At 70.4% G+C, this 25,540-nt stretch carries 25 protein-coding genes and 1 tRNA gene; 12 read left to right on the forward strand and 14 right to left on the reverse strand.

Going from position 1 to position 25,540, the window contains the following annotated elements:
* Positions 1-269 precede the first annotated feature (269 nt).
* Positions 270-1,385, forward strand: coding sequence for a hypothetical protein (locus AA23TX_RS02050; RefSeq protein WP_230862305.1), 1,116 nt, complete (start codon positions 270-272; stop codon positions 1,383-1,385).
* Positions 1,386-1,483: 98 nt separating this feature from the next.
* Positions 1,484-2,125, forward strand: a complete 642-nt coding sequence (locus tag AA23TX_RS02055) for an NAD(P)-dependent oxidoreductase (RefSeq protein WP_155540900.1) — start codon at positions 1,484-1,486, stop codon at positions 2,123-2,125.
* Here AA23TX_RS02055 and AA23TX_RS02060 read toward each other — a convergent pair.
* From AA23TX_RS02060 to AA23TX_RS02080, 5 genes are all read right to left on the reverse strand, one after another.
* Positions 2,119-2,985 (reverse strand): TIGR03621 family F420-dependent LLM class oxidoreductase, encoded by an 867-nt coding sequence (locus AA23TX_RS02060; protein WP_155540901.1) that lies wholly within the window; start codon positions 2,983-2,985, stop codon positions 2,119-2,121. The two genes, AA23TX_RS02055 and AA23TX_RS02060, sit on opposite strands and share 7 nt — an antisense overlap.
* Positions 2,986-3,125: 140 nt before the next feature.
* Positions 3,126-4,106: a ribose-phosphate diphosphokinase gene (locus AA23TX_RS02065; RefSeq protein ID WP_155540902.1), complete on the reverse strand. Its 981-nt coding sequence runs from the start codon at positions 4,104-4,106 to the stop codon at positions 3,126-3,128.
* Positions 4,103-5,575, reverse strand: a complete 1,473-nt coding sequence (gene glmU, locus AA23TX_RS02070; protein ID WP_155540903.1) for a bifunctional UDP-N-acetylglucosamine diphosphorylase/glucosamine-1-phosphate N-acetyltransferase GlmU — start codon at positions 5,573-5,575, stop codon at positions 4,103-4,105. The genes AA23TX_RS02065 and glmU overlap by 4 nt, the downstream gene beginning before the upstream one ends.
* 48 nt (positions 5,576-5,623) lie before the next feature.
* Positions 5,624-7,378 carry a GGDEF domain-containing protein gene (locus AA23TX_RS02075; RefSeq protein WP_155540904.1) on the reverse strand — a complete coding sequence of 585 codons (1,755 nt, stop codon included), beginning with the start codon at positions 7,376-7,378 and terminating at the stop codon, positions 5,624-5,626.
* A 34-nt stretch (positions 7,379-7,412) separates the two neighbouring features.
* Positions 7,413-7,484: transfer RNA gene (locus AA23TX_RS02080), tRNA-Gln, on the reverse strand.
* A gap of 208 nt (positions 7,485-7,692) precedes the next feature.
* Between AA23TX_RS02080 and AA23TX_RS02085 the strand changes: the two genes are divergently transcribed.
* The 3 genes from AA23TX_RS02085 (at position 7,693) to AA23TX_RS02095 (ending at position 9,745) form a co-directional block, all read left to right on the forward strand.
* Positions 7,693-8,658: an acyl-CoA desaturase gene (locus AA23TX_RS02085; protein ID WP_155540905.1), complete on the forward strand. Its 966-nt coding sequence runs from the start codon at positions 7,693-7,695 to the stop codon at positions 8,656-8,658.
* A gap of 92 nt (positions 8,659-8,750) precedes the next feature.
* Positions 8,751-9,344: a TetR/AcrR family transcriptional regulator gene (locus AA23TX_RS02090; protein WP_155544196.1), complete on the forward strand. Its 594-nt coding sequence runs from the start codon at positions 8,751-8,753 to the stop codon at positions 9,342-9,344.
* Positions 9,341-9,745 (forward strand): DUF6228 family protein, encoded by a 405-nt coding sequence (locus AA23TX_RS02095; RefSeq protein ID WP_155540906.1) that lies wholly within the window; start codon positions 9,341-9,343, stop codon positions 9,743-9,745. The genes AA23TX_RS02090 and AA23TX_RS02095 overlap by 4 nt, the downstream gene beginning before the upstream one ends.
* Here AA23TX_RS02095 and AA23TX_RS02100 read toward each other — a convergent pair.
* The 6 genes from AA23TX_RS02100 to AA23TX_RS02125 form a co-directional block, all read right to left on the reverse strand.
* Positions 9,738-10,130 carry an NUDIX hydrolase gene (locus AA23TX_RS02100; protein WP_155540907.1) on the reverse strand — a complete coding sequence of 131 codons (393 nt, stop codon included), beginning with the start codon at positions 10,128-10,130 and terminating at the stop codon, positions 9,738-9,740. The genes AA23TX_RS02095 and AA23TX_RS02100 overlap by 8 nt on opposite strands.
* On the reverse strand, positions 10,127-10,630 hold the full coding sequence (locus AA23TX_RS02105; RefSeq protein WP_155540908.1) for an isochorismatase family protein: 504 nt from the start codon (positions 10,628-10,630) through the stop codon (positions 10,127-10,129). The genes AA23TX_RS02100 and AA23TX_RS02105 overlap by 4 nt, the downstream gene beginning before the upstream one ends.
* A gap of 223 nt (positions 10,631-10,853) precedes the next feature.
* Entirely contained in the window at positions 10,854-12,035 is a 1,182-nt protein-coding gene (locus tag AA23TX_RS02110; protein WP_155540909.1) for a PQQ-dependent sugar dehydrogenase, read from the reverse strand.
* Positions 12,036-12,051: 16 nt separating this feature from the next.
* On the reverse strand, positions 12,052-12,897 hold the full coding sequence (locus tag AA23TX_RS02115) for an alpha/beta fold hydrolase (RefSeq protein WP_155540910.1): 846 nt from the start codon (positions 12,895-12,897) through the stop codon (positions 12,052-12,054).
* Between the two features lie 46 nt (positions 12,898-12,943).
* Positions 12,944-13,600 (reverse strand): response regulator, encoded by a 657-nt coding sequence (locus AA23TX_RS02120; RefSeq protein ID WP_155540911.1) that lies wholly within the window; start codon positions 13,598-13,600, stop codon positions 12,944-12,946.
* The gene (locus AA23TX_RS02125) at positions 13,597-14,715 is read right to left on the reverse strand and encodes a sensor histidine kinase (RefSeq protein ID WP_230862306.1); all 1,119 of its coding nucleotides are present in this window, start codon (positions 14,713-14,715) and stop codon (positions 13,597-13,599) included. The genes AA23TX_RS02120 and AA23TX_RS02125 overlap by 4 nt, the downstream gene beginning before the upstream one ends.
* A gap of 132 nt (positions 14,716-14,847) precedes the next feature.
* On the opposite strand from AA23TX_RS02125, the gene AA23TX_RS02130 reads away from it, so the two are divergent.
* Positions 14,848-15,444 carry a class I SAM-dependent methyltransferase gene (locus AA23TX_RS02130; protein ID WP_155540912.1) on the forward strand — a complete coding sequence of 199 codons (597 nt, stop codon included), beginning with the start codon at positions 14,848-14,850 and terminating at the stop codon, positions 15,442-15,444.
* Positions 15,416-15,907, forward strand: coding sequence for a DedA family protein (locus AA23TX_RS02135; RefSeq protein ID WP_155540913.1), 492 nt, complete (start codon positions 15,416-15,418; stop codon positions 15,905-15,907). The genes AA23TX_RS02130 and AA23TX_RS02135 overlap by 29 nt, the downstream gene beginning before the upstream one ends.
* Before the next feature lie 564 nt (positions 15,908-16,471).
* Here the strand turns inward: AA23TX_RS02135 and AA23TX_RS02140 are convergent.
* Both AA23TX_RS02140 and AA23TX_RS02145 read right to left on the reverse strand, forming a co-directional pair.
* Complete coding sequence (locus tag AA23TX_RS02140; RefSeq protein WP_155540914.1) at positions 16,472-16,786, reverse strand: DUF4365 domain-containing protein; 315 nt, start codon at positions 16,784-16,786, stop codon at positions 16,472-16,474.
* 10 nt (positions 16,787-16,796) lie between these two features.
* Entirely contained in the window at positions 16,797-17,570 is a 774-nt protein-coding gene (locus AA23TX_RS02145) for a helix-turn-helix transcriptional regulator (protein WP_155540915.1), read from the reverse strand.
* 74 nt (positions 17,571-17,644) lie between these two features.
* Here AA23TX_RS02145 and AA23TX_RS02150 point away from each other — a divergent pair, with 74 nt between their 5' ends.
* From AA23TX_RS02150 to AA23TX_RS02160, 3 genes are all read left to right on the forward strand, one after another.
* Complete coding sequence (locus AA23TX_RS02150) at positions 17,645-18,568, forward strand: LLM class flavin-dependent oxidoreductase (RefSeq protein WP_155540916.1); 924 nt, start codon at positions 17,645-17,647, stop codon at positions 18,566-18,568.
* 52 nt (positions 18,569-18,620) lie between these two features.
* Complete coding sequence (mfd, locus tag AA23TX_RS02155) at positions 18,621-22,175, forward strand: transcription-repair coupling factor (RefSeq protein ID WP_155544198.1); 3,555 nt, start codon at positions 18,621-18,623, stop codon at positions 22,173-22,175.
* An 85-nt stretch (positions 22,176-22,260) separates the two neighbouring features.
* A complete protein-coding gene (locus tag AA23TX_RS02160; RefSeq protein WP_196425149.1) occupies positions 22,261-23,076 on the forward strand; it encodes a helix-turn-helix domain-containing protein in 816 nt (271 codons plus the stop codon).
* On the opposite strand, the gene AA23TX_RS02165 is transcribed toward AA23TX_RS02160, so the two are convergent.
* On the reverse strand, positions 23,060-23,467 hold the full coding sequence (locus AA23TX_RS02165) for a hypothetical protein (RefSeq protein WP_155540917.1): 408 nt from the start codon (positions 23,465-23,467) through the stop codon (positions 23,060-23,062). The two genes, AA23TX_RS02160 and AA23TX_RS02165, sit on opposite strands and share 17 nt — an antisense overlap.
* 86 nt (positions 23,468-23,553) lie before the next feature.
* Here AA23TX_RS02165 and AA23TX_RS02170 point away from each other — a divergent pair, with 86 nt between their 5' ends.
* Both AA23TX_RS02170 and AA23TX_RS02175 read left to right on the forward strand, forming a co-directional pair.
* Positions 23,554-24,579, forward strand: a complete 1,026-nt coding sequence (locus AA23TX_RS02170; RefSeq protein WP_230862307.1) for a hypothetical protein — start codon at positions 23,554-23,556, stop codon at positions 24,577-24,579.
* Positions 24,576-25,508 carry a nucleoside triphosphate pyrophosphohydrolase gene (locus tag AA23TX_RS02175; RefSeq protein WP_155540919.1) on the forward strand — a complete coding sequence of 311 codons (933 nt, stop codon included), beginning with the start codon at positions 24,576-24,578 and terminating at the stop codon, positions 25,506-25,508. Before AA23TX_RS02170 ends, AA23TX_RS02175 begins: the two co-directional genes overlap by 4 nt.
* The last annotated feature ends 32 nt before the right edge of the window (positions 25,509-25,540 follow it).

The raw sequence follows: 25,540 nt of genomic DNA on the forward strand, positions 1-25,540 counted from the left end.
TTCAGGCGGTTGCGGCGGCGAGTTTCAGGCGTGCACGACAGCCGGGGCTACTCGAGCCGCCGCGTCGATCACGCCGGGCACCCGAGTAGGGCCCCGCCTCGCCGAGACAACCTCAAGAGTGTAAACCAACCTCATCACGGTGGGTTGCGGCGGGGGCCCGGGCCAGGCTAGAACCCTCCTGAACCCCGGTGCGTGACGACACAAATCCGGTGGCGGGACTTCACCGGCCGAGGTGTGCTCGGACGCAGGCGCAGAGCAAGGGGCGGAAGATGCGGGCTCGACGGGCCATGGCGGCGGCGGTGCTGCTGCTGGGCGGACTGCTGGCCGGCTGCCAGGTGGCGGTCCCCGGCAGCGCCGGGGTCTCGGCCGCGGGCCGGCAGACGGCCGACCGGCGCGCCGAGCAGCGCGCCGCGGTCGACGCGGCCCTCACCGCGCTGGGCCAGGCGCCCGCGCTCTCCCTGAAGTCGGTGACCAAGGGCGCCGAGCAGCAGTTCAGGGTCACCCGCGGCGGCAGCGCGTTCGGCGGGCTGCCGCTCGAGGGACGCGTCGTCCAGGTGACCTCGGCCGCGGGCCAGTTCTACCTGCAGGCCGACGCCGACTACTGGAAGGCGCACGCCATCGACGAGGGCACGCAGTTCGGCACGAGCTGGGTGCGCTCGCTCGGCTCCGAGCTGCCCTTCGACCCCGCGGCCCGGTTCGCCCCGCAGGCGCTGGCCGACGGGCTGCGCAAGGCCCTGTCCGGCCTCGACCGGCTGGGCGACCCGGTCAAGGCGAAGCTCCCGGACGGCACCGAGGTCTACCAGCTCGGCGCCACGCCCAGCGTCCTGCGCGTCACCACGGCCAAGCCGAACCGGGTCGTCAGCTTCGCCCCGGCGCTGCTCGACCCGCAGGCCGGACCGAAGTTCGGTGCCGAGTTCCGCGTCGACCCGATCGCCGGCGACGCGCTGAAGACGTTCCACACCGACCTCGACAACGCCGTCGGCGGGCTGGGGCAGCCGTTCGAGGGCCTGGTGCAGGCCAGCGCCGTCGTCACGAACGACACCCTCGACTGCAAGGACTTCGTCGGCTCCTGCACGACGACCGTCGACGTCTCCACCAGCGTGGTCGGCTCGTCGGCCTCGGGCGGGAAGAGCGTCGTCCACATCAACCTTTCGGTCGAGGTCAGCGCCGACTCACTCGGTGCGCAGACCTGCACGACGGCGGCCGACGCCGAGCCGTACGCGACGGTGAAGATGTCCTGCACGGTCAAGTTCAAGCTGCCGAACCGCACGGCCAGCTACCAGGTGCTGTCCAAGCCGAACGCGACGGCGGAGGTGCGCGCGGCCCTCGACGTCAACGCGGTGAAGCAGAAGGTCGCCGCGGAGTTCGCGGGCCTGGGCGGCTGAGCTGGACACCTACCCGGGGGTGCGTTCCTTCCGTTGAAGTAGGTGAACTTCCGTTCCTAGCATCGGCTGCGGACAGCCGAAACGAACGGAGAAATGACATGGCCAAGCTGGTGGTTTTCGGAGCGACGGGGTACGCCGGGGGCAAGATCGGCGCCGAGGCGCTGCGGCGCGGGCACGAGGTGGTCGGCGTCGCGCGCAATCCCGGCTCGGTGCCCGATGGCGTCGACGAGCACCAGGGCTCCCTGCACGACGAGGAGTTCGTCGCGCGGGTCGCCAAGGACGCGGACGTCATCGTGGTCGCCACCCCGGCGCGCGCGATCGACGGCCGGAAGCTGATCGACGCGGTGCCGTCGCTGGCCCGGATCGCGCGGGAGAACGGCGTCCGGCTGTCGTTCGTGGGCGGCGCGGCGAGCCTGCTGGTCGCCGAAGGCGGTCCGCGGCTGTTCGACACCCCGGAGTTCCCGGCCGAGTACAAGGAAGAGGCCGGCAACCACGCCGAGGTGCTCGGCCTGCTGCGCGAGCAGCCCGAGGACCTCGACTGGTTCTACGTCAGCCCAGCCGCCGAGTTCGGGGCCTGGACCCCGGGCGAGCGCAAGGGTGAGTTCCGGCTCGGCGGCGACGTCCTGGTGACCGACGAGAACGGCAAGTCGCACATCGGCGGCGACGACTTCGCGACCGCGTACGTCGACGAGATCGAGCAGCCGAAGCACCGCCGCGCGCGGTTCACCGTCGCTTACTGAAGTTCTTTCAGCACGGGCGCGAAAGTCTCGAGGAACGGCTCGAAGACCGTGATGTAGGAGAAGCCGTAGCGTTCGCGCCGCTGTTCGAGCTGCCCGGCGATCTCCTCGACCGTGCCCAGCAGGAGCTGGGGCGCGTCGAGGAGCTCCCGGGCGTCGGCGACGGCGCCGCGCTCGGTCAGCTCGTGCCACGCCTCGGCGGCCTTCTCTCGGTCGCCGGTGACCTCGACGTGCTGGACCAGCATGTTGTATTCGGGGTCGCGGCCGGTGCGGGAACGGAAGTACGCGACGCGCTCGTCCATCGCCTCGGCGTTGTCGAGCTTGAAGGTGCCCGGCGGCTTGCCCGGCTGCTGCCGGAGCCCGCCGAACCCGACGACGTCCGCGTGCTCGGCGGCCAGCTCCAGGACGCCGTCGCTGTTGCCCGCGATCAGCAGCCGCGGGTGGTCAATACCCTCGTCCTCGAAGTGTTTCCGCAGGTAGGCAAGGCTCTCGTCGAGGTAGGCGATCCGCTTGGCGGCGTTCTGCCAGGGGAGGCCGGCGGCGTCGAACTCGGCCTTCATGTGCCCGGCACCGAGGCCGAGGTCGAGCCGTCCGTCGAGCAGCGCGGCCGTCGAGGAGGCTTCGCGCGCGAAGAGCGCGAGGTTGTAGAAGGGCACGTTGGAGACGAGGGTGCCGAGCCGCGGCCGTTCGGTGACGGCGGCGGCCATGGCGAGCACGGGGAACGGCGCGAACCGCCCGGTGCCGAGGTGGTCGGGCACGGTGATGACGTCGTAGCCGAGTTCCTCGGCGCGACGGCACTTGGCGATCCAGGCGTCCCGGCTGCCGATTTCGCGGAAGCTGACGCCGAACTTGAAGTTCCCCATGCCGCTGACGCTAGCGGCGGGAACCGCCGCCGGGCGCGGAGTTCGCGCCCGGCGGACGACACGCGTACTCAGCCGGACGTCGCGGGCAGCGGAAAGCCCGCCTTCCCGACGCGGGAGAGCGGGCTTCCGGGAAAGAATCGTCAGGCGTTGCCGTCGAAGAGGGACGTGACCGAGCCGTCCTCGAAGACCTGCTGGATGGCCTCCGCCAGCATCGGGGCGATCGACAGGACCGTCAGCCCGTCGAAGCGCTTCTCCTCCGGGATCGGCAGCGAGTTCGTCACGATCACCTCGCGCGCCTTGCACTGCGAAAGCCGCTCGGTCGCCGGGTCGGACAGGATGCCGTGGGTCGTCGCGATGACCACGTCCGCCGCGCCCTCGTCGATCAGGGCCTCGGTGGCCTTCACGATCGTGCCGCCCGTGTCGATCATGTCGTCGATCAGGACGCAGAGCTTGCCCTCGACCTTGCCGACCACGCGGTTCGCCACGGCCTGGTTCGGCTTGTCCGGGTCGCGCGTCTTGTGGATGAACGCGATCGGCCGGTCGCCCAGCTGCTGCGCCCACTTCTCGGCCAGCCGCACGCGGCCCGAGTCCGGCGAGACGACCGTGATGTCGGCGTCGCCGTAGGTCTTCTTGATGTGGTCGGCCAGCACGCTCTGCGCCATCAGGTGGTCGACGGGGCCGTCGAAGAAGCCCTGGATCTGCGCGGTGTGCAGGTCGACCGTCATGATCCGGTCGGCGCCCGCGGTCTTGAACAGGTCCGCGATCAGCCGCGCCGAGATCGGCTCGCGGCCCTTGTGCTTCTTGTCCTGGCGCGCGTACGGGTAGAACGGCATCACCACGGTGATCCGCTTCGCGCTCGCCCGCTTGAGCGCGTCCACCATGATCAGCTGCTCCATCACGTACTCGTTGATGGGCGTGGTGTGCGCCTGGATGACGAAGGCGTCGGTCCCGCGGACGGACTCCTCGAAGCGGACGAACAGCTCGCCGTTGGCGAACGTGTGGGCCGTCTGCGGGGTGATCGTCACGTTGAGGTGCTCGGCGACCTCTTCCGCGAGCTCCCGGTGTGCGCGCCCGGAGAAGAGCATGAGGTTCTTCTTCGGCGTGCCTTGCTTCGGACTCATGCTGGCGACTCCCCGTCGGTTCCTGCTGCTGACTCGGCGTCGAGGGCGGCCTGGGCCGCCTCCGCCGCGGGCGTACCCGGCCGGCGCCGGATCGCCCAGCCTTCGATGTTGCGCTGCGGCGGCGCCGACACCGCGAGTGTGCCCGGGGGGACGTCCTCGCGGATCACGGCACCCGCCCCACTGTAAGCGCCGTCACCGACCTGCACCGGAGCGACGAACGTGTTGTCCGCGCCCAACCGGACATAGGACCCGATAACGGTCCGGTGCTTGTTCACGCCGTCGTAGTTCACGAACACGCTCGAGCAGCCGATGTTGCTGTGCTCGCCGATCGTGGCGTCGCCGACGTAGGTCAGGTGCGGCACCTTCGTGCCGGCGCCGATGTCGGCCGCCTTCGTCTCGACGAACGCGCCGAGCTTGCCCTTCTCGCCCAGCTTCGTGCCCGGTCGCAGGTAGGTGAACGGGCCGACGTTGACGCCGTCGCCCAGCTCCGAGTCGGAGCCGTGCACGCGCACGACGGACGCGCCGGCGCCGATGACCATGTTCGTCAGGGTGCTGTCCGGCCCGAGGATCGTGCCCTCGCCGACCGACGTCGTGCCCTTGAGCTGGACGCCGGGCTCGATGACGACGTCCCGCGACAGCGTCACGCCCGCGTCGATCCAGGTCGTGGCCGGGTCGACGACCGTGACGCCCTCCCGCTGCCAGCGCCGCACGATCCGGCGGTTGAGCTCGGCGCCGAGCACCGACAGCTGGACGCGGTCGTTGACGCCCTCGGTCAGCCACGGGTCGTCGACCACGAGCGCGCCGACGTGCAGCCCGTCGCCGTTCGCGATGCCCAGGACGTCGGTGAGGTAGAGCTCGCCCTGCGCGTTGTCCGTCGAGAGGCGGGAGAGGCCGTCGCGCAGCACCGCGGCGTCGAAGGCGTAGACGCCCGAGTTGATCTCGGTGATCTCCGCCTGATCCGGGGTCGCGTCCTTGTGCTCGACGATCCCGGTGACCTTGCCGGCGTCGTCACGCGTGATCCGGCCGTAGCCGGTCGGGTCGTCGACCACGGCGGTGAGCACGGTGACGGCGTTCTTCGCGTCGGTGTGCTCCTCGAGCAGGGCGCGCAGCGTCGTGGTGTCCAGCAGCGGGACGTCGCCGTAGCTGACGATCACCGTGCCGGTGAGGTCCGCCGGCAGGGTCGCGAGCGCGCAGCCCACGGCGTGCCCGGTGCCCTTCTGTTCGGCCTGCACGGCGGTGCCGACCTCGCGCCCGAGGGCCGTGCCGACGTCGGCGAGGTGGGCGCCGACCGCCTCGCGGCCGTGGCCGGTCACCACGACGAGGTGCTCCGGGTCCAGGCCGGCCGCGGCCCGGACGGCGTGCTCCACGAGGGGCCGCCCGGCGATCGGGTGCAACACCTTCGGGGTCGCGGATCGCATGCGGGTGCCCTCACCCGCGGCGAGGATCAACGTGCTCAGCGGGCCGGTCAACGGCGCTCCCAACGGTTACCACAAGATGGCTTCTGTCGGGCACCGATCCTAACTGGGCTCTTCGGGCTCCCACGCCGGGTCGGTGGGAAGGCCTTCGCCCGACCACGCGGCGGCGGGATCGGCGGCCATCGAGTTGGCCGAGGCCACCTGGTTGCCGCCACCGCGTTTCGCCTGGTACATGGCCGCGTCCGCGCGCGCGAGGACCTGCTCGCCACGCTCCTGCGGCCGCAGCGAGACGAGCCCGATGGACAGCGTGACGCCGTGCGAAAGGTGGTGCGGCAGGCCCGCGACGGACTTCACCGCGCGCCCGAGCGCCATCTTCGCCGCGGACGCCGGCGTGCCCGGGAGCAGGACGATGAACTCGTCGCCGCCGTAGCGCGCCACCAGGTCGTCGCCGCGCAGCGCGTCACGCAGCGTGCTCGCGACGACGCGCAGCACGTTGTCGCCTTCGGCGTGGGACGCCTTGTCGTTGACGCCCTTGAAGCCGTCGAGGTCGACGAGCGCGACGGCGAGCGGCTGCGCGTCGGCCGACGACGCGAGCTGGCGCAGCTTCTCGTCCAGCGCGCGCCGGTTCGGCAGGCCGGTGAGCGGGTCCTGCAGCGCCTGCTGCGTGATCGCGCCGTGCTCGGCCGAGAGCCGTTCGTGCTCGCGACGCGCGTTCAGCGTGGCGATCTGCGACTCGCGCAGGCTCCACATCTCGGACTCGAGCCGGGTGGCGTAGTCGATCAGCGACTGGCTGGCGCCGGACGCGTAGTCCGGGCTGGTGTCCAGCCGGGCCAGCTCACGGGCGATGTTCAGCCGCATCGACGGCTGCGACGTGTCGTCGGTCAGCGACTCGCGGGCGTGCCGCAGCACGCCGAGAGCGTCTTCGCGCCGGCCGGCCTGGTCGAGGCAGCGGGCCAGCGCGATCGCGACGATCTCGCGTTCGCCCGGGTAGCCGGTGCCTTCGTGCAGCGCCCGGAGCCGGTCGATCTGGTCGGCGCTCGGGCTGTGCAGCGCCTGCGCCGAGGCGAGGACGCCGACCTGGTCGACGGCCGGGACGCCCGCCTTCCGCGGGAACAGCGACTCGGTGAACGGGCCTTCGGCGGCCACGGCCATGGAAGCGGCGGTGCGGAACTTCTCGGCGCTTTCGTCGTACTCGTCGATGCGCTCGAGCCGCAGGCCCCAGCCGAGCAGCATCTTCACCCGGTTCATCAGCTGCAGCGTGATCTCGTGCGGGCTCGCGCTCTCGCGGATCACGGAGGCGGCGCGGCCGATGACCTCTTCGGCGGCTTCGTACACGCCGAGCTGGTTGAGCACGATCCAGCAGTCGTTCAGCGCCGACCACAGCATCCGGTTCCACTGGCGGATGCCGACCTGCCGGTTCGGGATCGCGGAGTCGTCGAGGATGGCCAGCGCGCGGGCGATCTCGGTGAGCGCGGGGTCTTCCTGCGCGGCGATCACCAGCCGCCGGCCGCGCAGCGCGTGCGCGTCGGCCCGCAACAGCGCGAGGCCGTGGCGCCGGGTGTGCGCGAGCATCTCGTCGAGCCGCGGTTCGGCCTCCGCGGCCAGGCCCTTGGTGATCAGCCGGGCGATCGCGGACGCGCGCAGGAGCTGCGCGATCATCGTCGGCTCGCCGCGGCGCTGGGTCTCGTCGAGGAGCTCGTCCATCAGCTCGACGATCTGGAGCTGCTGGGTGTAGTCCTGCCGCTGGACCGCGGCGATCAGCTCCCGCGCACGCCCGACCAGCCAGGCATCGGACATTTCGGCCAGGGCGGGACGCCTGGCCGCACCCGGGTCGGTCGCCTCGTCGGTCAGCGCCAACCTCCCGGTGTCGTGGGTTCGGGTCCTCGAGCTGCTCCGCCGCCAGGATTCGAACCTGAACTGTCAGAACCAAAATCTGAAGTGCTGCCGATTACACTACGGCGGATCGATCCTGGTCAGGATAGCGACGATCGGGTGTCGTCCGCGCGGGGGATGCGTTACCGCCCAGTCCGCCGGGTACCCCGGTTCCGAAGTACGGGTGTGAGGCTTCCGGCACTCCCCAGTCGCCGAAACCTCCTGTACCGTAACTTACGGCATCGTAGGTTAGGGCACCCTACGTCATTAGGTTGCCCGCATAGGGAGAAGTGAAGCGTATGACGGCCACGCTCGACCGTTCTCAGCCCGCCGGGGAGCCTTCCGCTCCCAAGGGGCCCAAACCCGTTACTGAAGGCACGCGAGGCATCGGCGTGCAGCTGTCGGTCTACTTCGGCGTGATCGCGCCGCTGGTGGCACTGCTGGTCGCGGTGCCCTTCGCCTGGGGCTGGGGACTGAGCTGGGTCGACGTCGGCATCTTCGTGGTGTTCTACGCGATCAGCGGGCTCGGCATCACGGTGTCCTACCACCGCTACTTCACGCACGGCTCGTTCAAGGCCAAGCCGTGGCTGCGCGTGGTCATGGCCATCGCCGGCAGCATCGCGCTGCAGGGCCCGGTCATCACCTGGGTCGCCGACCACCGCCGCCACCACGCGTTCTCCGACCGCGACGGCGACCCGCACTCCCCGTGGGCGTTCGGCACCTCGCCGTGGGCCATCGCCAAGGGCTTCTGGCACGCGCACATGGGCTGGCTGTTCGAGCGCGACCAGACCAACGCCGAGCGCTTCGCGCCCGACCTCGTCAAGGACCCGGCCATCAAGAAGGTCGACGACCTGTTCTGGCTGTGGTCGCTGGTCAGCCTGGCGCTGCCGGCCCTGCTGGGCGGATTGATCTCGTGGTCGCTGTGGGGCGCGGTCACCGCGTTCTTCTGGGCCGGGCTGGTCCGCATCTGCGTGCTGCACCACGTGACGTGGTCGGTCAACTCGATCTGCCACATGATCGGCGAGCGCCCGTTCGCCGCGCGCGACAAGTCGGCGAACTTCTGGCCGCTGGCGATCTTCTCGTTCGGCGAGTCGTGGCACAACCTCCACCACGCCGACCCGACGTCCGCGCGCCACGGCGTGAAGCGCGGCCAGATCGACATTTCCGCGCGGCTGATCTGGATCTTCGAGAAGTTCGGCTGGGTGCACGACGTGCGCTGGCCGACGCCGCAGCGCTTGGCCCGAATCGCGACGGAAAAGGGCTAGTCAACTAGGCTGCCCCGATGGCGGGGAGACGACGTTCCAAACGTGAGCAGGTCACCGGGGCGCGTCCGGTCGCCCCGGTGACGCGCGTCCGGATGACCGGCAGCGAGCGGCGTCAGCAATTGCTGAACGTGGCGCGGGCGTTGTTCGCCGAAAAGGGTTTCGACGGCACGTCGATCGAGGAGATCGCGCACCGCGCCAACGTGTCGAAACCCGTGGTGTACGAACACTTCGGCGGCAAAGAGGGCATCTACGCGGTGGTGGTGGACCGCGAAACCCAGCTGCTGCTGGAGCGCATGGTGTCCACCCTGCACGGCGGCCACCCCCGCGTGATGCTCGAACAGGCGGCGACGGCTTTGCTGTCGTACGTCGAGGATTCCCACGACGGTTTCCGGATCCTGGTCCGCGATTCCCCGGTGGCGAGTTCGACGGGCACGTTCTCGACGGTGCTGAACGACATCGCGAGCCAGGTGGAGCACATCCTGGCCCAGCAGTTCGCGGCTCGCGGGTACGACGAGAAGCTGGCGGCGTTGTACGCGCAGGCTTTGGTGGGGATGGTCGCGCTGACCGGGCAGTGGTGGCTGGACGCGCGGAAGCCGAAGCGGGACGAGGTCGCCGCGCACCTCGTGAATCTGGCGTGGAACGGGCTGTCGCACCTGGAGCACAAGCCGAAGCTTCGGCTGGGATGACGGTTTTCCTGGCGGGGCCGGGGGTCACGCTGACCCTCACGGACCTCGATGCGTCCGAAGGCGACCTGGTGTACTTCACGGCGCGGGCCGAAGGGAACGGCCTGGCGGCCTCCGCCAGCGTGATGACCCTCCACGGCGATGGCCTCGGCCCTTTCACCGCCGGCCTCGAGCGGGATTTCCGCGGCTGGTCCGGCGAGCGGGTGTGGCAGTCCGCTCGCGCCGACCTCGGACTCCGCGCGACCCACCACGGTCGTGCCGTGGAGCTGGCGTGGACGTTGCAGGGCCGCGAACCGATTCACGACGAAACGCGTCCCTGGGCCGTCACCGTCCGAACCTTCGTCACGCCGGGCGAAGAGCTGCGCACCTTCGGCGCGGAAGTCGCCGAATTCCTCGCTACTTGAGCGAACCCGCGTCGCGCAGGTGGTCGAAGATGATCTTGTCCACCGGGGAGACCCGCTCCCGGTCCGCGTAGCCGAGCCACGCGATCTCCTCGATCTCGCTGCTCGCCGCCAACGTTCCCGTGTAGTCCGCGGTGAAGCAGGTCATGCGCACGACGATCCCCGCCGCCTTGCCGTCGGCCTGGGCTTCGAACACACCCGCGGGCGCGATCGTCGGCTCGGCGATCTCCACCGACACCTCTTCGCGGATCTCGCGGACCAGCGTCTCGACGTCCGTCTCGCCCGCTTCGCGCTTGCCGCCGGGCAGGTAGTAGACCTGCTTGCCACGGGAACGCGTGCTCAGGATCCGGCCGTCCACCAGGTGGATCCACGCGATCTTGTCGATCACTTCAGGCCCGCCAGTGCCTCGTCCGTCGTCATGACCGTGCCGAGCCTCGGGAAGATCTTCGTGATCGCGTTCTCGTGCGAGATCTCGGACAGCGCCGTCATCGCGTCCGACACCGCGACCGTGTCGTAGCCGTGGTCGGACGCCGCGCGCAGGGTCGACTCCACGCCGAACTCCGTGGCGATGCCGCCGAAGTACACCGTCTTCACGCCCGTCCCGCGCAGGAACTCGTCGAGGTCCGTGTTCGCGAAACCGCCGATCGCGTACTTGGTGACGATCTTGTCGTCCTGCGCGTCGAAGACGAGCTCGTTGCCGGGCGGGTTGTCCGGCCGCGACACCTTGACGATCACCACGGGGGCGCCGGCCTCGCGGAACGCCGCCCGCAGCCGCAGTGCGTTCGCGACGACCTCTTCCCCTCGGTACGGCGTCGTCGGGAGCGTCACGATCCGCTCCTGCAGGTCGACGAGCACGAGCGCGGACGTGGCCGGGTCGATCTTGGTCATGCCCCGATCCTAGGGGAGGGGCACGGTTTGGAGGCCGGTCCCCGATCGCCAGGTCGGCGATGGCGCTCGGGGACCGGCGCGGTGCTGCCGCGGGAACGCTATCTTCGGACCGCGTCCAACACTCGTCGGGGGCGGGCGAAAACTCTTGGTACAGAACATGTTCCGCGATCCGCCACCCCGGCGGAAGTGTCCACGGCACCGGCGGCCCGTGGCTTTCTCATGCTCAGGCCGGTGTGACCTTCAGCAGCTTGTCGTCCGTTCCGTCCGAAGTCGTCACGTACAGGGCGCCGTCCGGGCCGCTGCGGACCGCGCGCAGGCGGCCGAACTTGTCGTCGAACTCCGGGGGGAGCGAGACGTCGAGGACCTTGCCCGCCGCGTCCAAGTGGTACAGCAGCAGCTTCTGCCCCTTCAACGCCACCACGACCAGCGCGCCGTCGTTGCGGCCCCACTGCGCGCCCGTCAGGAACGCGTCGCCGCTGATCGCCTCGGTGATCTTGCCGGACGTCCGCAGTGGACTTACCGCGTCCGGGAAGCGCTTGAGGTCGGTCATCGGCACGCTCTCGTCGTAGCTCGAGTCCGTGCCGCCCTTCGACGGGTCCCAGCCGTAGTTCGCGCCCGGCTTCAGCAGGTTGACCTCGTCGTCGAAGGTCGGCCCGTGCTCGGCCGTGATCACCTGCCCGCTGCCCGGCCGGATCGCCACGCCCTGGACGTTGCGGTGGCCGAAGGTGTAGATCAGCCGTTCCTTCGGGTCCGAAGACGTGATGAACGGGTTGTCCGGCAACGGGTTCCCGGTCTTCGCGTCCAGCCGCAGCACCTTGCCGCCCAGGGAGTGGCGGTCCTGCGCGATCGACGCGCGCGCCGTGTCGCCGGTGCCGACCAGCAGCGCGCCGTCCGGTGCGAACGTCGGACGGCAGCCGGAGTGCCGGCCGCTCGGGTTCACCGGCAGCCCGGTCAGCAGGTTCTTGACCTTCGACGCGCTCGCGCCGTCGTCGGCCAGCTTCCACGTGACCAGCCGGATGTCGACGGCCTTGCCGCCCTCCTGGTGGTCCTGGCAGGTGATGAACTCGCGGCTGGTCGTGAAGTCGGGGCTGACGGCCATGCCGAGCAGCCCGCCTTCGCCCTGCACGAGGACGTCGGAGAAGTCGGCCTTGACGTCGGTCGCCTGCCCGCCGCGGACCAGCGCGAGCTTGCCGGGCCGCTGCGGCACGAGGATGCCGCCGTCGGGCAGGAAGCCGATGTCCCAGCCGTGCTGCAGCCCGGCCGTCACCGTCTCGACCTTGAACTTCCCGCTCGCCGCTGGCGGCGTGGCCGCGGGCGGAACGCTCTGGACGGGCGCGCTCGACGCCCCCGAGCAGCCCGTGACCAGCAGGGACACCGCACCGATGAGACCCAGCACACGCCGCATACGGCCCATCCTGCCATCAAGCGGTGAAATCACCGTTCGCCGCGGCCTCCTTCAGGAACTCCAGGTCGGCCGAGCCCGGGATGTGGTGCCCGGTGCCGGGCACCAGGTCCACGACCGCGCCGGCCGCCTCGAGCCGCCGCTGGGTCGTCCGGGAGTCGACCATGGCGTCCTCCGCCCCGGCGACGGCGTACACCGGCATGGTCAGCCGGCCCAGCGCCGCGTCGCCGAAGACCGGGAACGGGCCGGTGCGGTACCGGTAGTTCGCCGACACGAGCAGCTGCTGCTCGACGATCGGTGACGACTCCGGCTCGCCCACGACGCCGGCCACCGACTTCCGCCGTCCCTTCTCCCCGAGCAGTGACAGCAGCACCGCCTTGACGACGAACCCCTTCTTCGTCGGGCCGAGGCCGATCGGGCACCGCAGCGCCAGCGCCGCGACGCGCTCGGGCCGCCGGGTCGCGTAGTCGAGCGCCAGCCAGCCGCCGAACGACGATGTCAGGAAGGCCGCCCGCGAGACGCCGAAGTGGTCCAGCACCGCGTCCAGCCACTGCGCGTACCGGTCGCTGTCGAGCGGCGGCCGCGTCTCGGCGCTCATCCCGGGTTCGCCGATGATGTCGACGGCGTACACCCGGAACCGCTCGACCAGCGCCGGGATCCGGTGCGCCCATTCCGCCGAGTTGCTGCCGGAGCCGTGCAGAAGCACCAGCGTGGGCGCGCTCTCGGGGCCGGAGACCAGGACGAACGTCTCGCCTTCGGGGGTCGGCACGCGCACTTCGTCGCGCGGGACCGGCCAGCTCGTCAGTGCCTCGAGGTAGCGCTCACGCAGAAGGCGCGCGCCCGCGTCGGACTTGTATATCGTCATGCAAAGTACTCTATACATCCCTATCAAGAGGATAAATAGGGAGTGATCACGCCCCTGGACGCACCAGCCCGGACTCGTAGGCGAAGACCACCGCGTGCACCCGGTCGCGCAGCCGGAGCTTGCCGAGGATCCGCCCGACGTGCGTCTTCACCGTCGTCTCGCCGATGTACAGCTTCGCCGCGATCTCGCCGTTGGAGTGCCCGCGCGCGATCAGCCCCAGCACGTCCTTCTCGCGCTCGGTCAGCACGCCGAGCTTCGCGATGTCCACCGGATCGCGGTCGTCGTCGAGGTAGCGGTCGAGCAGCCGCCGCGTGACCGACGGCGAGACCATCGAGTCGCCGCGCAGCACACCGCGGATCGCGACGAGCATCTCTTCCGACGGCGCGTCCTTCACCAGGAACCCGCTGGCACCCGCGCGCAGGGCGGCGTAGGCGTACTCGTCGAGGTCGAACGTCGTGATGATCAGGACGCGCACGTCCGGCAGCTCGGCGCAGATCCGCCCGGTGGCGGTGACGCCGTCGAGCACCGGCATCCGGACGTCCATCAGCACCAGGTCGGGCCGCAGCTCCCGGGCCTTCGCGACGGCCTCCTCGCCGTTCGCCGCCTCGGCCGCGACGACGAGGTCGTCCTGGCTTTCGACGATCATCCGCAGCCCGACGCGCACCAGCTCCTGGTCGTCGCAGAGCAGCACCCGCGTCGTCACGACGCCACCACCAGGCTCGCGCACACCCGGTACCCGCCCTCCGGCGACGGCCCGGCCGCCAGTTCGCCGTGGTACATCTCGACGCGCTGGCGCATCCCGGTGAGCCCGCGCCCGGACGAGGGCAACGCGGGCACCGGCGCGGCCTTCCCGCCGGTGTTCGTCACCTCGATCCGGATCTCCGCCGGCCCGAAGGCGACTTCGACGCGGCCGGTCGCGTCGGCCGGGGCGTGCTTGATCATGTTGGTCAGTGCCTCCTGGACGATCCGGTACGCCTGCAGCGCGGCGCTCGCGGGCAGGCCACCGGGGTCGCCGGTGACCTCGAGCGCGACGGCGCGCCCGCACTGCTCGACGAGGGCGCGCAGCTCGTCGACGGTCGGCTGGGGACTGCGCGCGGCCTGGCCGGCGTGCATGACTTCGAGGAGCCGCCGCAGCTCGGCCAGCGCGTCCCGGCCCGTGCGGCCGATCGTGTCGAGCGTGCGGTCGACGGCTTCGGGGTCGCGGTGCCGGGCGAGCTTCGCGCCTTCGGCGTTCAGCACGATGACGCTCATGCTGTGCGCGAGGACGTCGTGGAGCTCGCGCGCGATCCGGGCGCGCTCTTCCGCGACGGCCGCGCGTGACTGTGCTTCGGCGCGTTTCTCCTCCTCCGCGGTGAGCTGCTCCTGCTTGCGGAAGAACTCCCCGAGCGCCCACGCGGCGAAGTGCAGCGGCAGGATGCCGATGATCGTCAACGTGGGGTTCTGGGTGCCCGGGCCCCACAGGACGCCCCACTGGAAGTCGAGCACGACGATGGCGGCCGCGATGAGCGCGGCGAAGCGCCGGTCACCCAGCTTCACGAGGTTGAACAGCACGACCGTCATCGCCAGCTCGGTCCGGCCGCGGTCGTAGGCCCAGATCTCGTCGAGGTACACCACCGCCGCCCCGGCGATGATCAGCACCGCGGCCGTGCGCGGGTACCGGCGGCGCACCAGGATCGGGAGCAGGAAGAGCATCGAAAGGGCGCGGACACCCCACGCCGGCTCCCCGTTCCAGTTGGGCCCGAGGAAGACGAACACGGCGTACAGCGGCAGGTCCACCGTCCACCGGTGCCCGCGCACCCACCTCACGAGTCGTTCCACGCCACCGAACGTAATGCCGGGACCCGGCCCGGGTCGTCATCCCTCCGGCCAGACCGTGTCCTCCTCGGGGAGGACCGGACCGGCCGATCCGGCGGATTCGCGGCCACCGCCGCCGTTCCTAGCGTCGGGATCATGTCGATCACCAGGGAATTCCTCCGCCACCCGATGCTGACGGGCGCGATCGCGCCCAGCTCGCCGAGGCTGGCCGAAACGATGACGGCGGGCCTCGGCCTGGAACGCGCGGCCCGCGTCGTCGAACTCGGCCCGGGCACCGGCGTGTTCACCGAAGCGGTTCTCGCGCTGCTTCGTCCCGAAGCACGTCTGACCGCGTACGAGATCAACCCGCGTTTCGCCGCTTCGCTGCGCAAGCGCTTTCCCCAAGCCGACGTCGTCACCGGTTCGGCAGAGCACCTCGACGCCGGCGACCTCGACGTCGTCGTCTCCGGGCTGCCGTGGACGGCCATGACGGCGGACCGCAGGCACCGCATCCTGGACGCGGTCACGGCGGCGCTCGCCCCGAACGGCCGGTTCACGACGTTCGCGTACGCCCACACGGCTTGGACGCCACCCGCGCGGGGCTTCGCCGCTTCGCTGCGAAGCCGTTTCGCCGTGGTGGAGCGCACTTCTGTCGTCTGGGAGAACCTGCCGCCCGCGTTCGTCTACCGCGCGGCGCTGCCGGTGACGGTGGGGAGGACGACGCATGGACAGCCTGCTGCGGCCACTGCTTGACGCGCCCCCGCTGGTCGTCTACCTAGTCTGCGCGCTGCTGATCACGGCGGAAACCGCGCTGCTGCCCGGAATCGTGCTGCCGACGCTGTCCGCGCTGCTGCTGATGGGGTTCCTCGCCGAGCGGGGCACGCTCCACCTCGGACTCGCTTTGCCGGTGGCCGTGGTCGCGGCGGTCGTGGGCGACCAGCTGGCCTACTTCGAAGGACGGCGGCTCCGCCGGTCCCGGTTCGTCCGCCGCATCGGCCAGGACCGCTGGGACCGCGCCGAAGCGGCGGTCGAGCGCTACGGCGTCCCGGCGGTGATCGCGGGCCGCTGCCTGGCCGGCGTCCGGACGCTGGTGCCGCGCGTCGCGGGCTCGGCGGCGATGCCGTACCGCCGGTTCGCCGTGGGCAGCGTGTGCGCGGCCGTGCTGTGGGCGAGCACGGAACTGCTGGTGGGTCACCTGACGGCGCTGGTGCTCTGAAGGCGTTCCGCGGCTCGATCAGGTGGACTTGGGTTACAAGAGCCCTTCGTCTCGTGCCCAATCCAGAACGGTTCGCCCCGAGAGAATCATGCTTGCGACGAATTTTGTCGTTGCAAGTATAAGTCCCGCCGGGAGGCCTCACCCGGTTGTCTCTTGGAAATGACTTAGGACGATCAAATTAAGGGCTCGGGAGAATCGTTCTCCGGGCGGTAGAGGCTTCTCCCAAGTGTGCCTATAGCCATTTTTCAATGTGCTTATCAGTCTCTCTGGTACTACATCTTCATCAGTGAATATCTGCACCTTGCGCAGTAAGTCGTATATTGCAAAGTATGCCGCTCGATAAGGTCGGTGCGAGGCGCCCTCGGTGCCAAGTCGTTCCGCAGAGGAGTAGCTTTCCATGGCAACGAGGTATCTGCCGAAAGAATGTTGAATTCGTGCATCCCATGCGATCAGGTGGGCGGCTGTCCGGTCGAATTTATCGGATTCGTCGAACTTAAGGGAAATCCACTGTTTTCCAGACAGGAGGAGATCGATCGGGTCAACCTGTGTTCTCGGGTACGTGTATCAACCGCGATCTGCGCTAACGTCCCACAATACGAGCGCGACTGTCTCGGCGCTGTAGGCCCATCGGATGGCGCGGTCGATCGGTACTCGGACGCTCTTTTTATTGAAGGAAGTCGGATCGATTTGCGAGCGCCCCTTGACTTGGACCCATACTCGAGAAGGGTCCACCTCGCCTCTCAGGGAGGTTTGGACGAGTAAATCCTCACCGTAGTCGTTCTTGACCTCGTCTACGGCCGCATCGATGTCCAGCCAGATACGCGAGACAGCTGCGGCCGCCTTCGAGCCGATCACGTGTTGAAGGGGCCTCTTGGGCATGGCACTACTCTCACACGACGGCGCTGGGGGTGTGAAGCCGTTCCGCGGTTTCGGCGTCCGCGGGCAGGAACGTCTCCAGCTTCAGCTCCGACACCGTGACGTCGGCGGCGGTCGCGAACGTCGTGATCGCCGTGATCAGTCGCAGTTCACCGGCCGAAGTGGACAGTCGCACGGGGACGGCGAACCCGAGGTGGTCCGCGCTCGGCGGCCGTTCCGGCGGCAGGTACCCCGTCAGCTCGGCGAGCTGCGCGGCGAGCCGGTCGTCCGGGGTGCGCGCGAGGTCGTTGCGGAGGCGCTCCAGGATGTGGCGGGCCCAGTCGTCGAGGTTCCGCACGCGCGGCGCCATTCCGCGCGGGTGCAGCGCGAGCCGCAGCGTGTCGACCGGTTCTTCGAGCAATTCCGGCGCGACACCCTCGATGAGCAGGGAGAAAGCGTCGTTCTTCGCGACGAGCAGGCCGTAGCGGTCGACGACGATCGCGGGGTAGGGACGGTGGCCGTCGAGCAGCCGCCGCAGCCCGTCGAGCACCGGCCGGATCGCCGGGTCGCCGAGCTGGGTTTCGGGGTACGTCGGCGCGTAGCCGGCCGCGTGGAGCAGGCCGTTGCGCTCGCGCAGCGGCAGTTCGAGGGATTCCGCGACGCGCAGCACCATCCCGCGGCCGGGCACCGAACGGCCGCTTTCCATGAAACTCACGTGCCGCTGCGTCGTGCCCGCGCGCAGCGCCAGGTCGAGCTGGCTGAGCCGCCGCCGGGTGCGCCAGTCCTTGAGCGCCGTTCCGAAGTCCACGGTCCCATCCTGCTCGGGCGCGCCATTCCTCGCGGGGAATTGAGGGCATTCCCCGCTTCGGCGAGGCTTCCGGCATGACGAACTACGGCCTGGTCGTGCCGACCTACCAGCCCATCCTCGACGCCGGGCGGACCGCGCCCGAGCTGGTCGACGTCGCCGTCTCCGCGGAGGAGCTCGGCCTCGACTCGGTCTGGGTGGGCGACACCCTCGCGCGGGCTCCGCTGGACGCTTTCACCGTGCTGGGCGCGTTCGCCGCCCGGACTTCCCGGGTGACCCTGGGGACGTCCGCGCTGCTCCCGGCGTTGCGGGACCCGGTTCTTTCGGCGAACCAGCTGCTTTCGCTCGATCTGCTCAGCGGCGGCCGCCTCACGGTGGCCGTCGGCGCGGGGTTCGCCGGCCGCAGCGAGCCGGAGTTCGCGTTCGTCGGGGTGCCTTGGGCGCGCCGGCGAGCGCGCCTCGACGACATCGTGGGCCTGTGGCGGGCGGCGTGGAGCGGCGAGTCGTCGTTCCACGGCGAGGTGCTCCACCACGACTCGCTGCCTTCCTATCCCGCGCCCGCGCGGCCGGGCGGGCCGCCGGTGTGGCTGGCGGCGTACACGCCGGGGGCGCTGGAGCGCGTCGGCCGGCTGTACGACGGCTGGCTGCCCTACCCGCCCGACCCGGCGGACTACGGGTCCGGCCTGGCCCGGATCCGCGAACGGGCGTCGCGCCCGGTGACGCCGGCGTTGTTCGCGACGGTCCTGGTGGAGGACGACGTGGACCGCGGGCGCGCGCTGCTGGAGGAGTACTGCCTGACCAACTACGGCGCGCCGGCGGAGTACGTCCAGGGCATCCAGATGCAGGTGACGGGAAGCGTCGCGGAGGTGGCTTCGCGGCTGCGTGAGTACGAAGGGGCGGAGCACGTCCTGCTGCGGATCGCGAGCACCGACCCGAAGGTGTTCGACGAGCAGTTGCCGCGGCTCGCGGAGGTGGCGGAACTGCTGCGCGACCAGCCGTGATCGGAAACCTGTCGGGGGTGGCACGTAGGCTGGGACCGTGACAAACGCTCCATTGTCCGGACTCCTCACCGCCATCCTGCCCGACCCGGCACTGCGTGGCGTGGTCGAGCGCGCCGGTGCGCCGCTGCTCGAGCTGCAAGGCCCGATCGCCGCCCGGCAGCTCGTCGCCGCCGCCCTCGCCGCCGACGAGGGCGCGGGCAAACCCGTCCTCGCCGTCACCGCCACCGGCCGCGAGGCCGACGAGCTGACCGCCGCGCTCGGCGCGCTCGTCGGCCAGGACCGGGTGGTCGATTTCCCCTCCTGGGAGACCCTCCCGCACGAGCGGCTCTCCCCGCGCGCCGACACCGTCGGCCGCCGGCTGGAGGTGCTGCACCGGCTGAAGACCGAGGACGACACCCTGCGCGTCGTCGTCGCGACCGTCCGCAGCCTCATCCAGCCCATGGCCCCCGGCCTCGGCTCGCTCGAGCCGGTCGACCTCGTCGTCGGCGAGGAGCAGAGCTTCGAGGGCCTCCTCGAACGGCTCGTCGAGCTGGCCTACGTCCGCGTCGACATGGTCGAGAAGCGCGGCGAGTTCGCCGTCCGCGGCGGCATCCTCGACCTGTTCGGGCCGACCGCGCAGCACCCCGTCCGCGTCGAGTTCTGGGGCGACGAGGTCAGCGAGATCCGCGCGTTCGCCGTCTCCGACCAGCGGTCGCTGCCCGGCGAGATCGCGCGCGTCACCGCGCCGCCGTGCCGGGAGCTGCTGCTCACGCCGCCGGTCAAGGAGAAGGCCGCGGAGCTGGCGAAGACGTACGAGGCCGACGCGCACCTGGCCGAGATGCTCACCAAGCTCGCCGACGGCATCCCGGTCGAGGGCATGGAGGCCCTCATCCCGGTGCTCTGCGAAGGCGAGCTGGAGCTGCTCACCGACGCGATGCCGATCGGCACCCACGTCCTGGTGACCGACCCGGAGAAGATCCGCGCCCGGGCCGCCGACCTCGTCCGCACCGGCCAGGAGTTCCTCGAAGCGTCCTGGACGACGGCCGCGGCGGGCGGCCAGGCCCCGATCGACCTCGGCGCGTCCGCCTACCGCGGGCTCGACGAGATCGCGTCCCACGCGCAGGACACCAAGCGCTCCTGGTGGACGCTCACCCAGCTGACCAGCGAAGACCCGGACGTCTACCGCGTCTCGGTCGAAGCCGCGCCGGCGTACCGCGGCGAGCTCGAGCGCGCGATGACGGACCTGCGCGCCCACACGGCGGCGGGCGGCACGGCGGTGCTCGTCGTCGCCGGCCAGGGCACCGCGGCGCGCGCGGTCGAGCAGCTCTCGGGCGCGGACGTCCCGGCGACGCAGGCCGGCGACGGTCTCACCGGGGTGCCCGCGGCGGGCCTGGTCACGGTCACCTGCGGCGGCCTGACGGACGGCTTCGTCTCGCCGGAGCGCGCCCTGGTCGTGCTCACCGAGGCGGACCTGACCGGCCGCGGTTCCGGCGCCGGAACGTCCACAAAGGACCTCACCACCAAGATGCCGTCCCGGCGGCGCAACGCGGTGGACCCGCTGGCGCTCAAGAACGGCGACTACGTCGTGCACGAGCAGCACGGCATCGGCCGGTTCGTCGAGATGGTGCAGCGCACGGTCGCCGGCGCGACCCGCGAGTACCTGCTGCTGGAGTACGGGTCGTCCAAGCGCGGGCACCCGGGCGACCGGCTGTTCGTGCCGACCGACCAGCTCGACGAGGTGTCCAAGTACGTCGGCGGCGAGCTGCCCACGCTGAACAAGCTCGGCGGCTCCGACTGGAAGAACACCAAGGCCCGGGCCAAGAAGGCGGTCAAGGAGATCGCCGCCGAGCTGGTCCAGCTCTACGCCGCGCGCCAGGCCGCGCCCGGGCACGCGTTCGGCCCGGACACGCCGTGGCAGGGCGAGCTGGAGGACGCCTTCCCGTTCACCGAAACCAACGACCAGCTCGCCGCGATCGACGAGGTCAAGGCCGACATGGAACGCGGCGTCCCGATGGACCGCGTCATCTGCGGCGACGTCGGCTACGGCAAGACGGAGATCGCCGTGCGCGCGGCGTTCAAGGCGGTGCAGGACGGCAAGCAGGTCGCCGTGCTCGTCCCGACGACCCTGCTCGCGCAGCAGCACCTGAACACGTTCCAGGAGCGCATGCGCTCGTTCCCCGTGACGATCAAGGGCCTGTCCCGCTTCACGAACAAGACCGAGTCCGACCTCATCCTGGAGCAGCTCGCCGCCGGCGAGGTCGACATCGTGATCGGCACGCACCGCCTGCTGCAGACGGGCATCCGCTACAAGGACCTCGGCCTCGTGATCGTCGACGAGGAGCAGCGCTTCGGTGTCGAGCACAAGGAACACATCAAGGCGCTGCGCACGCACGTCGACGTGCTGACGATGTCCGCGACCCCGATCCCGCGGACGCTGGAGATGTCGCTGGCCGGCATCCGCGAGATGTCGACGATCCTCACCCCGCCCGAGGACCGGCACCCGATCCTGACGTACGTCGGTTCGTACGACGACAAGCAGGTCGGCGCGGCGATCCGCCGTGAGCTGCTGCGCGACGGCCAGGTGTTCTACGTCCACAACCGCGTCTCCTCGATCGAGAAGGCCGCGCGGCACATCCGGGAGCTGGTGCCGGAGGCGCGCGTCGTCACCGCGCACGGGCAGATGAACGAGGACAAGCTCGAAAAGATCATCCAGGGCTTCTGGGAGAACGAGTACGACGTCCTGGTGTGCACCACGATCGTCGAGACCGGGCTCGACATCTCGAACGCGAACACGCTGCTCGTCGAGCGCGGTGACCTGCTCGGGCTGGCCCAGCTGCACCAGCTGCGCGGCCGCGTCGGGCGAGGTCGCGAACGCGGGTACGCGTACTTCCTGTACCCGCCGGAGGCGCCGCTGACCGAGACGGCCCACGACCGGCTCGCGACGATCGCCCAGAACACCGAGCTGGGCGCGGGCATGGCGGTCGCGATGAAGGACCTGGAGATCCGCGGCGCGGGCAACATCCTCGGCGCGGAGCAGTCCGGGCACATCGCGGGTGTCGGGTTCGACCTCTACGTGCGGTTGGTCGGCGAAGCGGTCGACGCGTTCCGGCGGCACGCGGGCGCCGAGCCGGCGGAGGACGAGGAGATGGCCGACGTCCGGGTCGACCTCCCGATCGACGCTCACATCCCCCACGACTACGTCCCGGGTGAGCGCTTGCGGCTGGAGGCGTACCGCAAGATCGCGGCGGCGCCGGACACCGAGGGGCTGGACGCGGTCCGCGAAGAGCTGATCGACCGCTACGGCCAGCCGCCGGCGCCGGTGAACCGGCTGCTGTCGGTGGCGCGGTTCCGGCACACGTGCCGCGAGGCGGGCGTGACGGAGGTGGCGGTCCAGGGCAACACGATCCGGTTCGCGCCGCTGCCGTTGCAGGACTCGCAGATGGTCCGGTTGAAGAGGCTGTACCCGAAGGCGACGTTCAAGGCCGTGACGAACACGGTCTCGGTCCCGAAGCCCACGGAGGGCCCGGCCGGCGGCCGGATCGGCGCGCCGACGCTGCGGGACGAAGAGCTGCTGGACTGGTGCACGAAGCTCCTGACGCAGCTGACGAAGAAGCCGGCCGCCGTGTAACGCGCTGCGGACACCTGACGCCACTTCGGGGGAACTCTCGTTGTGGCGTCAGGGTTTTCGCGGCCGGTGCTTCTAGGTTCGCCGCATGAACATCCGTAGCAGGCAGCTCGGCGAACGGCTGCTCCAGCGCATGGCGGAGAAGCACTGGGGTGTCCGCGAGATGTCGCGGAAGCTGGAGATGAGTGCGCAGTGGGTCTCGTCGGTGACGCGAGGGCTGACGAGGCCCGACCCTGCCCGCCTGGCGCGGTTCCTGACGACGCTGGAGATCAGGGGAGCGGAATACCGCGAACTGATGGCCATGGCCGACGAAATGCGCAAGCCCGGCTTACTTGAACGCTCCGAGATTCTGCAGACGCTGATCAGCCACGAAGAACACGCGACCACGATCTCGGCCTTCCAGTCGAGCGTTGTCCCGGGACTGCTGCAAACGGGCGACTACGCCCGCAACCTTGCGATCGAAATGGGCGCTCCGGCGGAGCCCGACAGAGTCGATGAGCACGTGTTCGCCCGGCTCTCGCGCCAGTCGGTTCTCGCAAGGCCGCTGGTGCGGTTCCGGTTCTTCCTGCACGAGTTCGTGCTCCGCCTCCCAGTCGGCGGCGCAGGTGTGATGGACGGCCAGCTCCGCCAGCTCGCGCGGATATCTTTACAGCCGAACGCGGCGATCCGGATCGTCCCGGCGAGCCTGGGAGGACATCCGGCGTCGGCCGGGCGGTTCCTGCTGCTCGAGTCGGACTCGTTCAAGCCGGTTGTGTGCATCGAAGGCGAGGCAACATCGATGTACCTCGAGGAGCCCCACGAGATCAACGCCTATCGGAGAGTGCTGAGTGGCTTGGATTCAAGGGCCCTCGGTGAGGAAGACTCGCGAGAGTTCATCGCCAGCCTGCTCAGCCGACTTCGCTGAACATCGGCGGCAAAGCCTCCGCCAACCCCATCTTCACCGACTCCACGGGCACCGGAACCGCCCCGGCCCCGGTCATCGGCAACGGCCGGGGCTTCCGCGGCTTCCGAGACCCCGCACCCCCACCGCGCCCGGGATAGACCAGCAACCCCCGGGCCGGATCCGGCACGGCGTCCAGCGCCGCCGTCACGACCGGCAGCGCGCGGAACGCGTCGCGGCTTTCCTCCGACTTGAACTCGATCTCCAGCACCACGCCCCAGCGGTGTTCGTGCCACACCCACTGTTCCGCGCCGTTCGTCAAAGCTGCTTCGGTGAGAGCGTCACCGCGGGCGAGCCGCCACAAGGAAGCCGTGGACTCGCCATCGAAGACCTCGATGGTCAGCCAGTGGTCCATGTCGTCGAGGTTACGCCCGGCGACACCGCACGGGTGTTGCGTTTCGGGTGCGATGGTGTGAGAGGGTATGGCCTGTGATGCGGATCATGGGGCGCCCTCGCGCGCTGGTCGCGGTTGTTGCCGGTGCTCTTCTGCTCGCCGGGTGCGGCTCGGGCCCCAGCCAGGTCGGCGCGGCCTCGATCCTCGGTGACCAGTCGTTCGGCCTCGACCGGGTGCAGTCGATGATCGACCAGGCCGTCCGCGACCAGCCGTACGCGCAGAAGCTCGCCCGTGAGAACAAGGTCGTCCTGCTGGGCCGGGAGATCGTCCGGCAAGGGGCGCTCCACCAGCTCATCACCTACGCCGCGAAGAAGGAAAACATCGTCGCGGACCAGGCGAAGATCGCGCAGATCGCCGCGACGCTGCCGGGTGCGCCCGTCACCGACACCGGGCAGGGCGACTCGCTCGCCGTCGCGCAGATCGCCGCGAACGTGCGCGATCGCGGCGAGCGCGCCTCGGACACCTACCTGGAGCGCCAGCTCGCCGCCAAGTTCCTGCCGAAGCTCGCGGTCAGCGCCGACTACGTCGGCTTCAGCGCCACCGCCGCGAACGACCCCGAGGCCCGGGCGCGGGCGTTCGACGTCGCGAAGCAGTTCGCCGCCGACCCGTCGAAGGTCCAGGCGGCCGTGCAGGCGGCGGGCCAGGAGCTCCAGCAGTCCCAGCAGACCGGCCAGCCCGGCCCCAACGGGTTCTCCGACGCCGGCCTCACCTCGGTCTTCGGCGCCGCCCAGTACCCCGCCCTCGCCGAGACCGTGCTGTTCGGCTCCCCGGCGAACAGCGTCGTCGCGTTCCAGCCGCGGATGCCGGCCAAGCCCGACTGGTACGTCTTCGTCCTCCGGACCCGCGGCACCGACCAGCCGGTGCCCGCCGACGGGGAGCCGCAGAAGCCCACGGACGACCAGCTGACCGCCATCGGCACCCGCCTGCTCCAGCCCTACGTCGGGGAGAGCGGCCTGCGCATCAACCCGCGCTACGGCGTGTGGGATGCCGCGACCATGGGCGTCGTGCCGAACCTGGACGCCGCCCCGGCCCTCATCGTGCCCGTCGCGGGTCCCGGCCGTACGCAGCAGTGAGCACGGGCGTCGTCGTAGTCGTCCGCGGGGCGACGCTGCCCGCCGCGGCGCTGAAGATCCTTCGTGACGCCACCGCGGTCTACGCGGCCACGGACCTCGACGCGAGCGTGTTCGGGGTCCCGGCCGTCACCGAGGCGCCTTCGCTGAAGGACGTCGTGCTGCTCGCCGGGTCCCGGGACGAGCCCGCGGCGTCGCTGCTCATCGCGACCGGCGCGGAGGTCATCGAGACGCCGGCGCCGCCGCTGGTCGAGGCCGCCGAGGTGATGGACCGGCTCCGCTCGCCGGGCGGCTGCCCGTGGGACGCGGCGCAGACCCACGATTCGCTCCGGCAGTACCTGGTCGAGGAGACCTACGAGCTGCTCGACGCCATCGAGTCGGGTGACCGCGAGGCGCTGCGCGAGGAGCTCGGCGACGTCCTGCTCCAGGTGCTCTTCCACGCGCGGGTCGCGGCCGAGGACGCCGCCGACCCGTTCGGCATCGACGAGGTCGCCGCCGACCTGGTCGCGAAGCTGGTCGGCCGGCACCCGCACGTTTTCGCCGGTGCCGATTCGGTGCACACCGTCGAGCATCAGAACGTCAAGTGGGAAGAGCTGAAGCAGCAGGAAAAGCAACGCAAGTCCATTGTGGACGGTGTGGCGCTCGGCCAGCCGGCGGTGGCGCTGGCCGGCAAGCTCGGGCAGCGCTCCGGGCGCGCGGGCATCCCGCTCGACCTCTTCCCGGCCGGCACCGCGGCCGCCGCCCAGCTGTTCCGCATCGCGGCGACGGCGCGGCGCGCGGGCGTCGACCCCGAGGGCGAGCTGCGGGCGATGGCGAAGCAGTTCGCGAACGACGTCCGGGCCGCCGAACAGGCCGCGCGCGACGTGGGCCTGGAGCCGACAACCCTGGAGGCCGACGGCTGGCGGAAGTTCTGGCCGCCGCGCCCAGTGTGACGCAGCACACAATCGTGTGAGAACCGCCGGGG

Origin of the sequence: Amycolatopsis camponoti (assembly GCF_902497555.1) — a bacterium.
Classification (GTDB): Bacteria; Actinomycetota; Actinomycetes; order Mycobacteriales; family Pseudonocardiaceae; genus Amycolatopsis; species Amycolatopsis camponoti.

What these genes read in the sequence shown, in the direction of transcription:
- AA23TX_RS02050 (WP_230862305.1), top strand. Translation starts at nt 270, where the DNA reads ATGCGGGCTCGACGGGCCATGGCGGCGGCGGTGCTGCTGCTGGGCGGA.
- AA23TX_RS02055 (WP_155540900.1), top strand. Translation starts at nt 1,484, where the DNA reads ATGGCCAAGCTGGTGGTTTTCGGAGCGACGGGGTACGCCGGGGGCAAG.
- AA23TX_RS02060 (WP_155540901.1), bottom strand. Translation starts at nt 2,985, where the DNA reads ATGGGGAACTTCAAGTTCGGCGTCAGCTTCCGCGAAATCGGCAGCCGG.
- AA23TX_RS02065 (WP_155540902.1), bottom strand. Translation starts at nt 4,106, where the DNA reads ATGAGTCCGAAGCAAGGCACGCCGAAGAAGAACCTCATGCTCTTCTCC.
- AA23TX_RS02085 (WP_155540905.1), top strand. Translation starts at nt 7,693, where the DNA reads ATGACGGCCACGCTCGACCGTTCTCAGCCCGCCGGGGAGCCTTCCGCT.
- AA23TX_RS02090 (WP_155544196.1), top strand. Translation starts at nt 8,751, where the DNA reads ATGACCGGCAGCGAGCGGCGTCAGCAATTGCTGAACGTGGCGCGGGCG.
- AA23TX_RS02095 (WP_155540906.1), top strand. Translation starts at nt 9,341, where the DNA reads ATGACGGTTTTCCTGGCGGGGCCGGGGGTCACGCTGACCCTCACGGAC.
- AA23TX_RS02105 (WP_155540908.1), bottom strand. Translation starts at nt 10,630, where the DNA reads ATGACCAAGATCGACCCGGCCACGTCCGCGCTCGTGCTCGTCGACCTG.
- AA23TX_RS02110 (WP_155540909.1), bottom strand. Translation starts at nt 12,035, where the DNA reads ATGCGGCGTGTGCTGGGTCTCATCGGTGCGGTGTCCCTGCTGGTCACG.
- AA23TX_RS02115 (WP_155540910.1), bottom strand. Translation starts at nt 12,897, where the DNA reads ATGACGATATACAAGTCCGACGCGGGCGCGCGCCTTCTGCGTGAGCGC.
- AA23TX_RS02130 (WP_155540912.1), top strand. Translation starts at nt 14,848, where the DNA reads ATGTCGATCACCAGGGAATTCCTCCGCCACCCGATGCTGACGGGCGCG.
- AA23TX_RS02135 (WP_155540913.1), top strand. Translation starts at nt 15,416, where the DNA reads ATGGACAGCCTGCTGCGGCCACTGCTTGACGCGCCCCCGCTGGTCGTC.
- AA23TX_RS02140 (WP_155540914.1), bottom strand. Translation starts at nt 16,786, where the DNA reads ATGCCCAAGAGGCCCCTTCAACACGTGATCGGCTCGAAGGCGGCCGCA.
- AA23TX_RS02150 (WP_155540916.1), top strand. Translation starts at nt 17,645, where the DNA reads ATGACGAACTACGGCCTGGTCGTGCCGACCTACCAGCCCATCCTCGAC.
- AA23TX_RS02160 (WP_196425149.1), top strand. Translation starts at nt 22,261, where the DNA reads ATGAACATCCGTAGCAGGCAGCTCGGCGAACGGCTGCTCCAGCGCATG.
- AA23TX_RS02165 (WP_155540917.1), bottom strand. Translation starts at nt 23,467, where the DNA reads ATGGACCACTGGCTGACCATCGAGGTCTTCGATGGCGAGTCCACGGCT.
- AA23TX_RS02170 (WP_230862307.1), top strand. Translation starts at nt 23,554, where the DNA reads ATGGGGCGCCCTCGCGCGCTGGTCGCGGTTGTTGCCGGTGCTCTTCTG.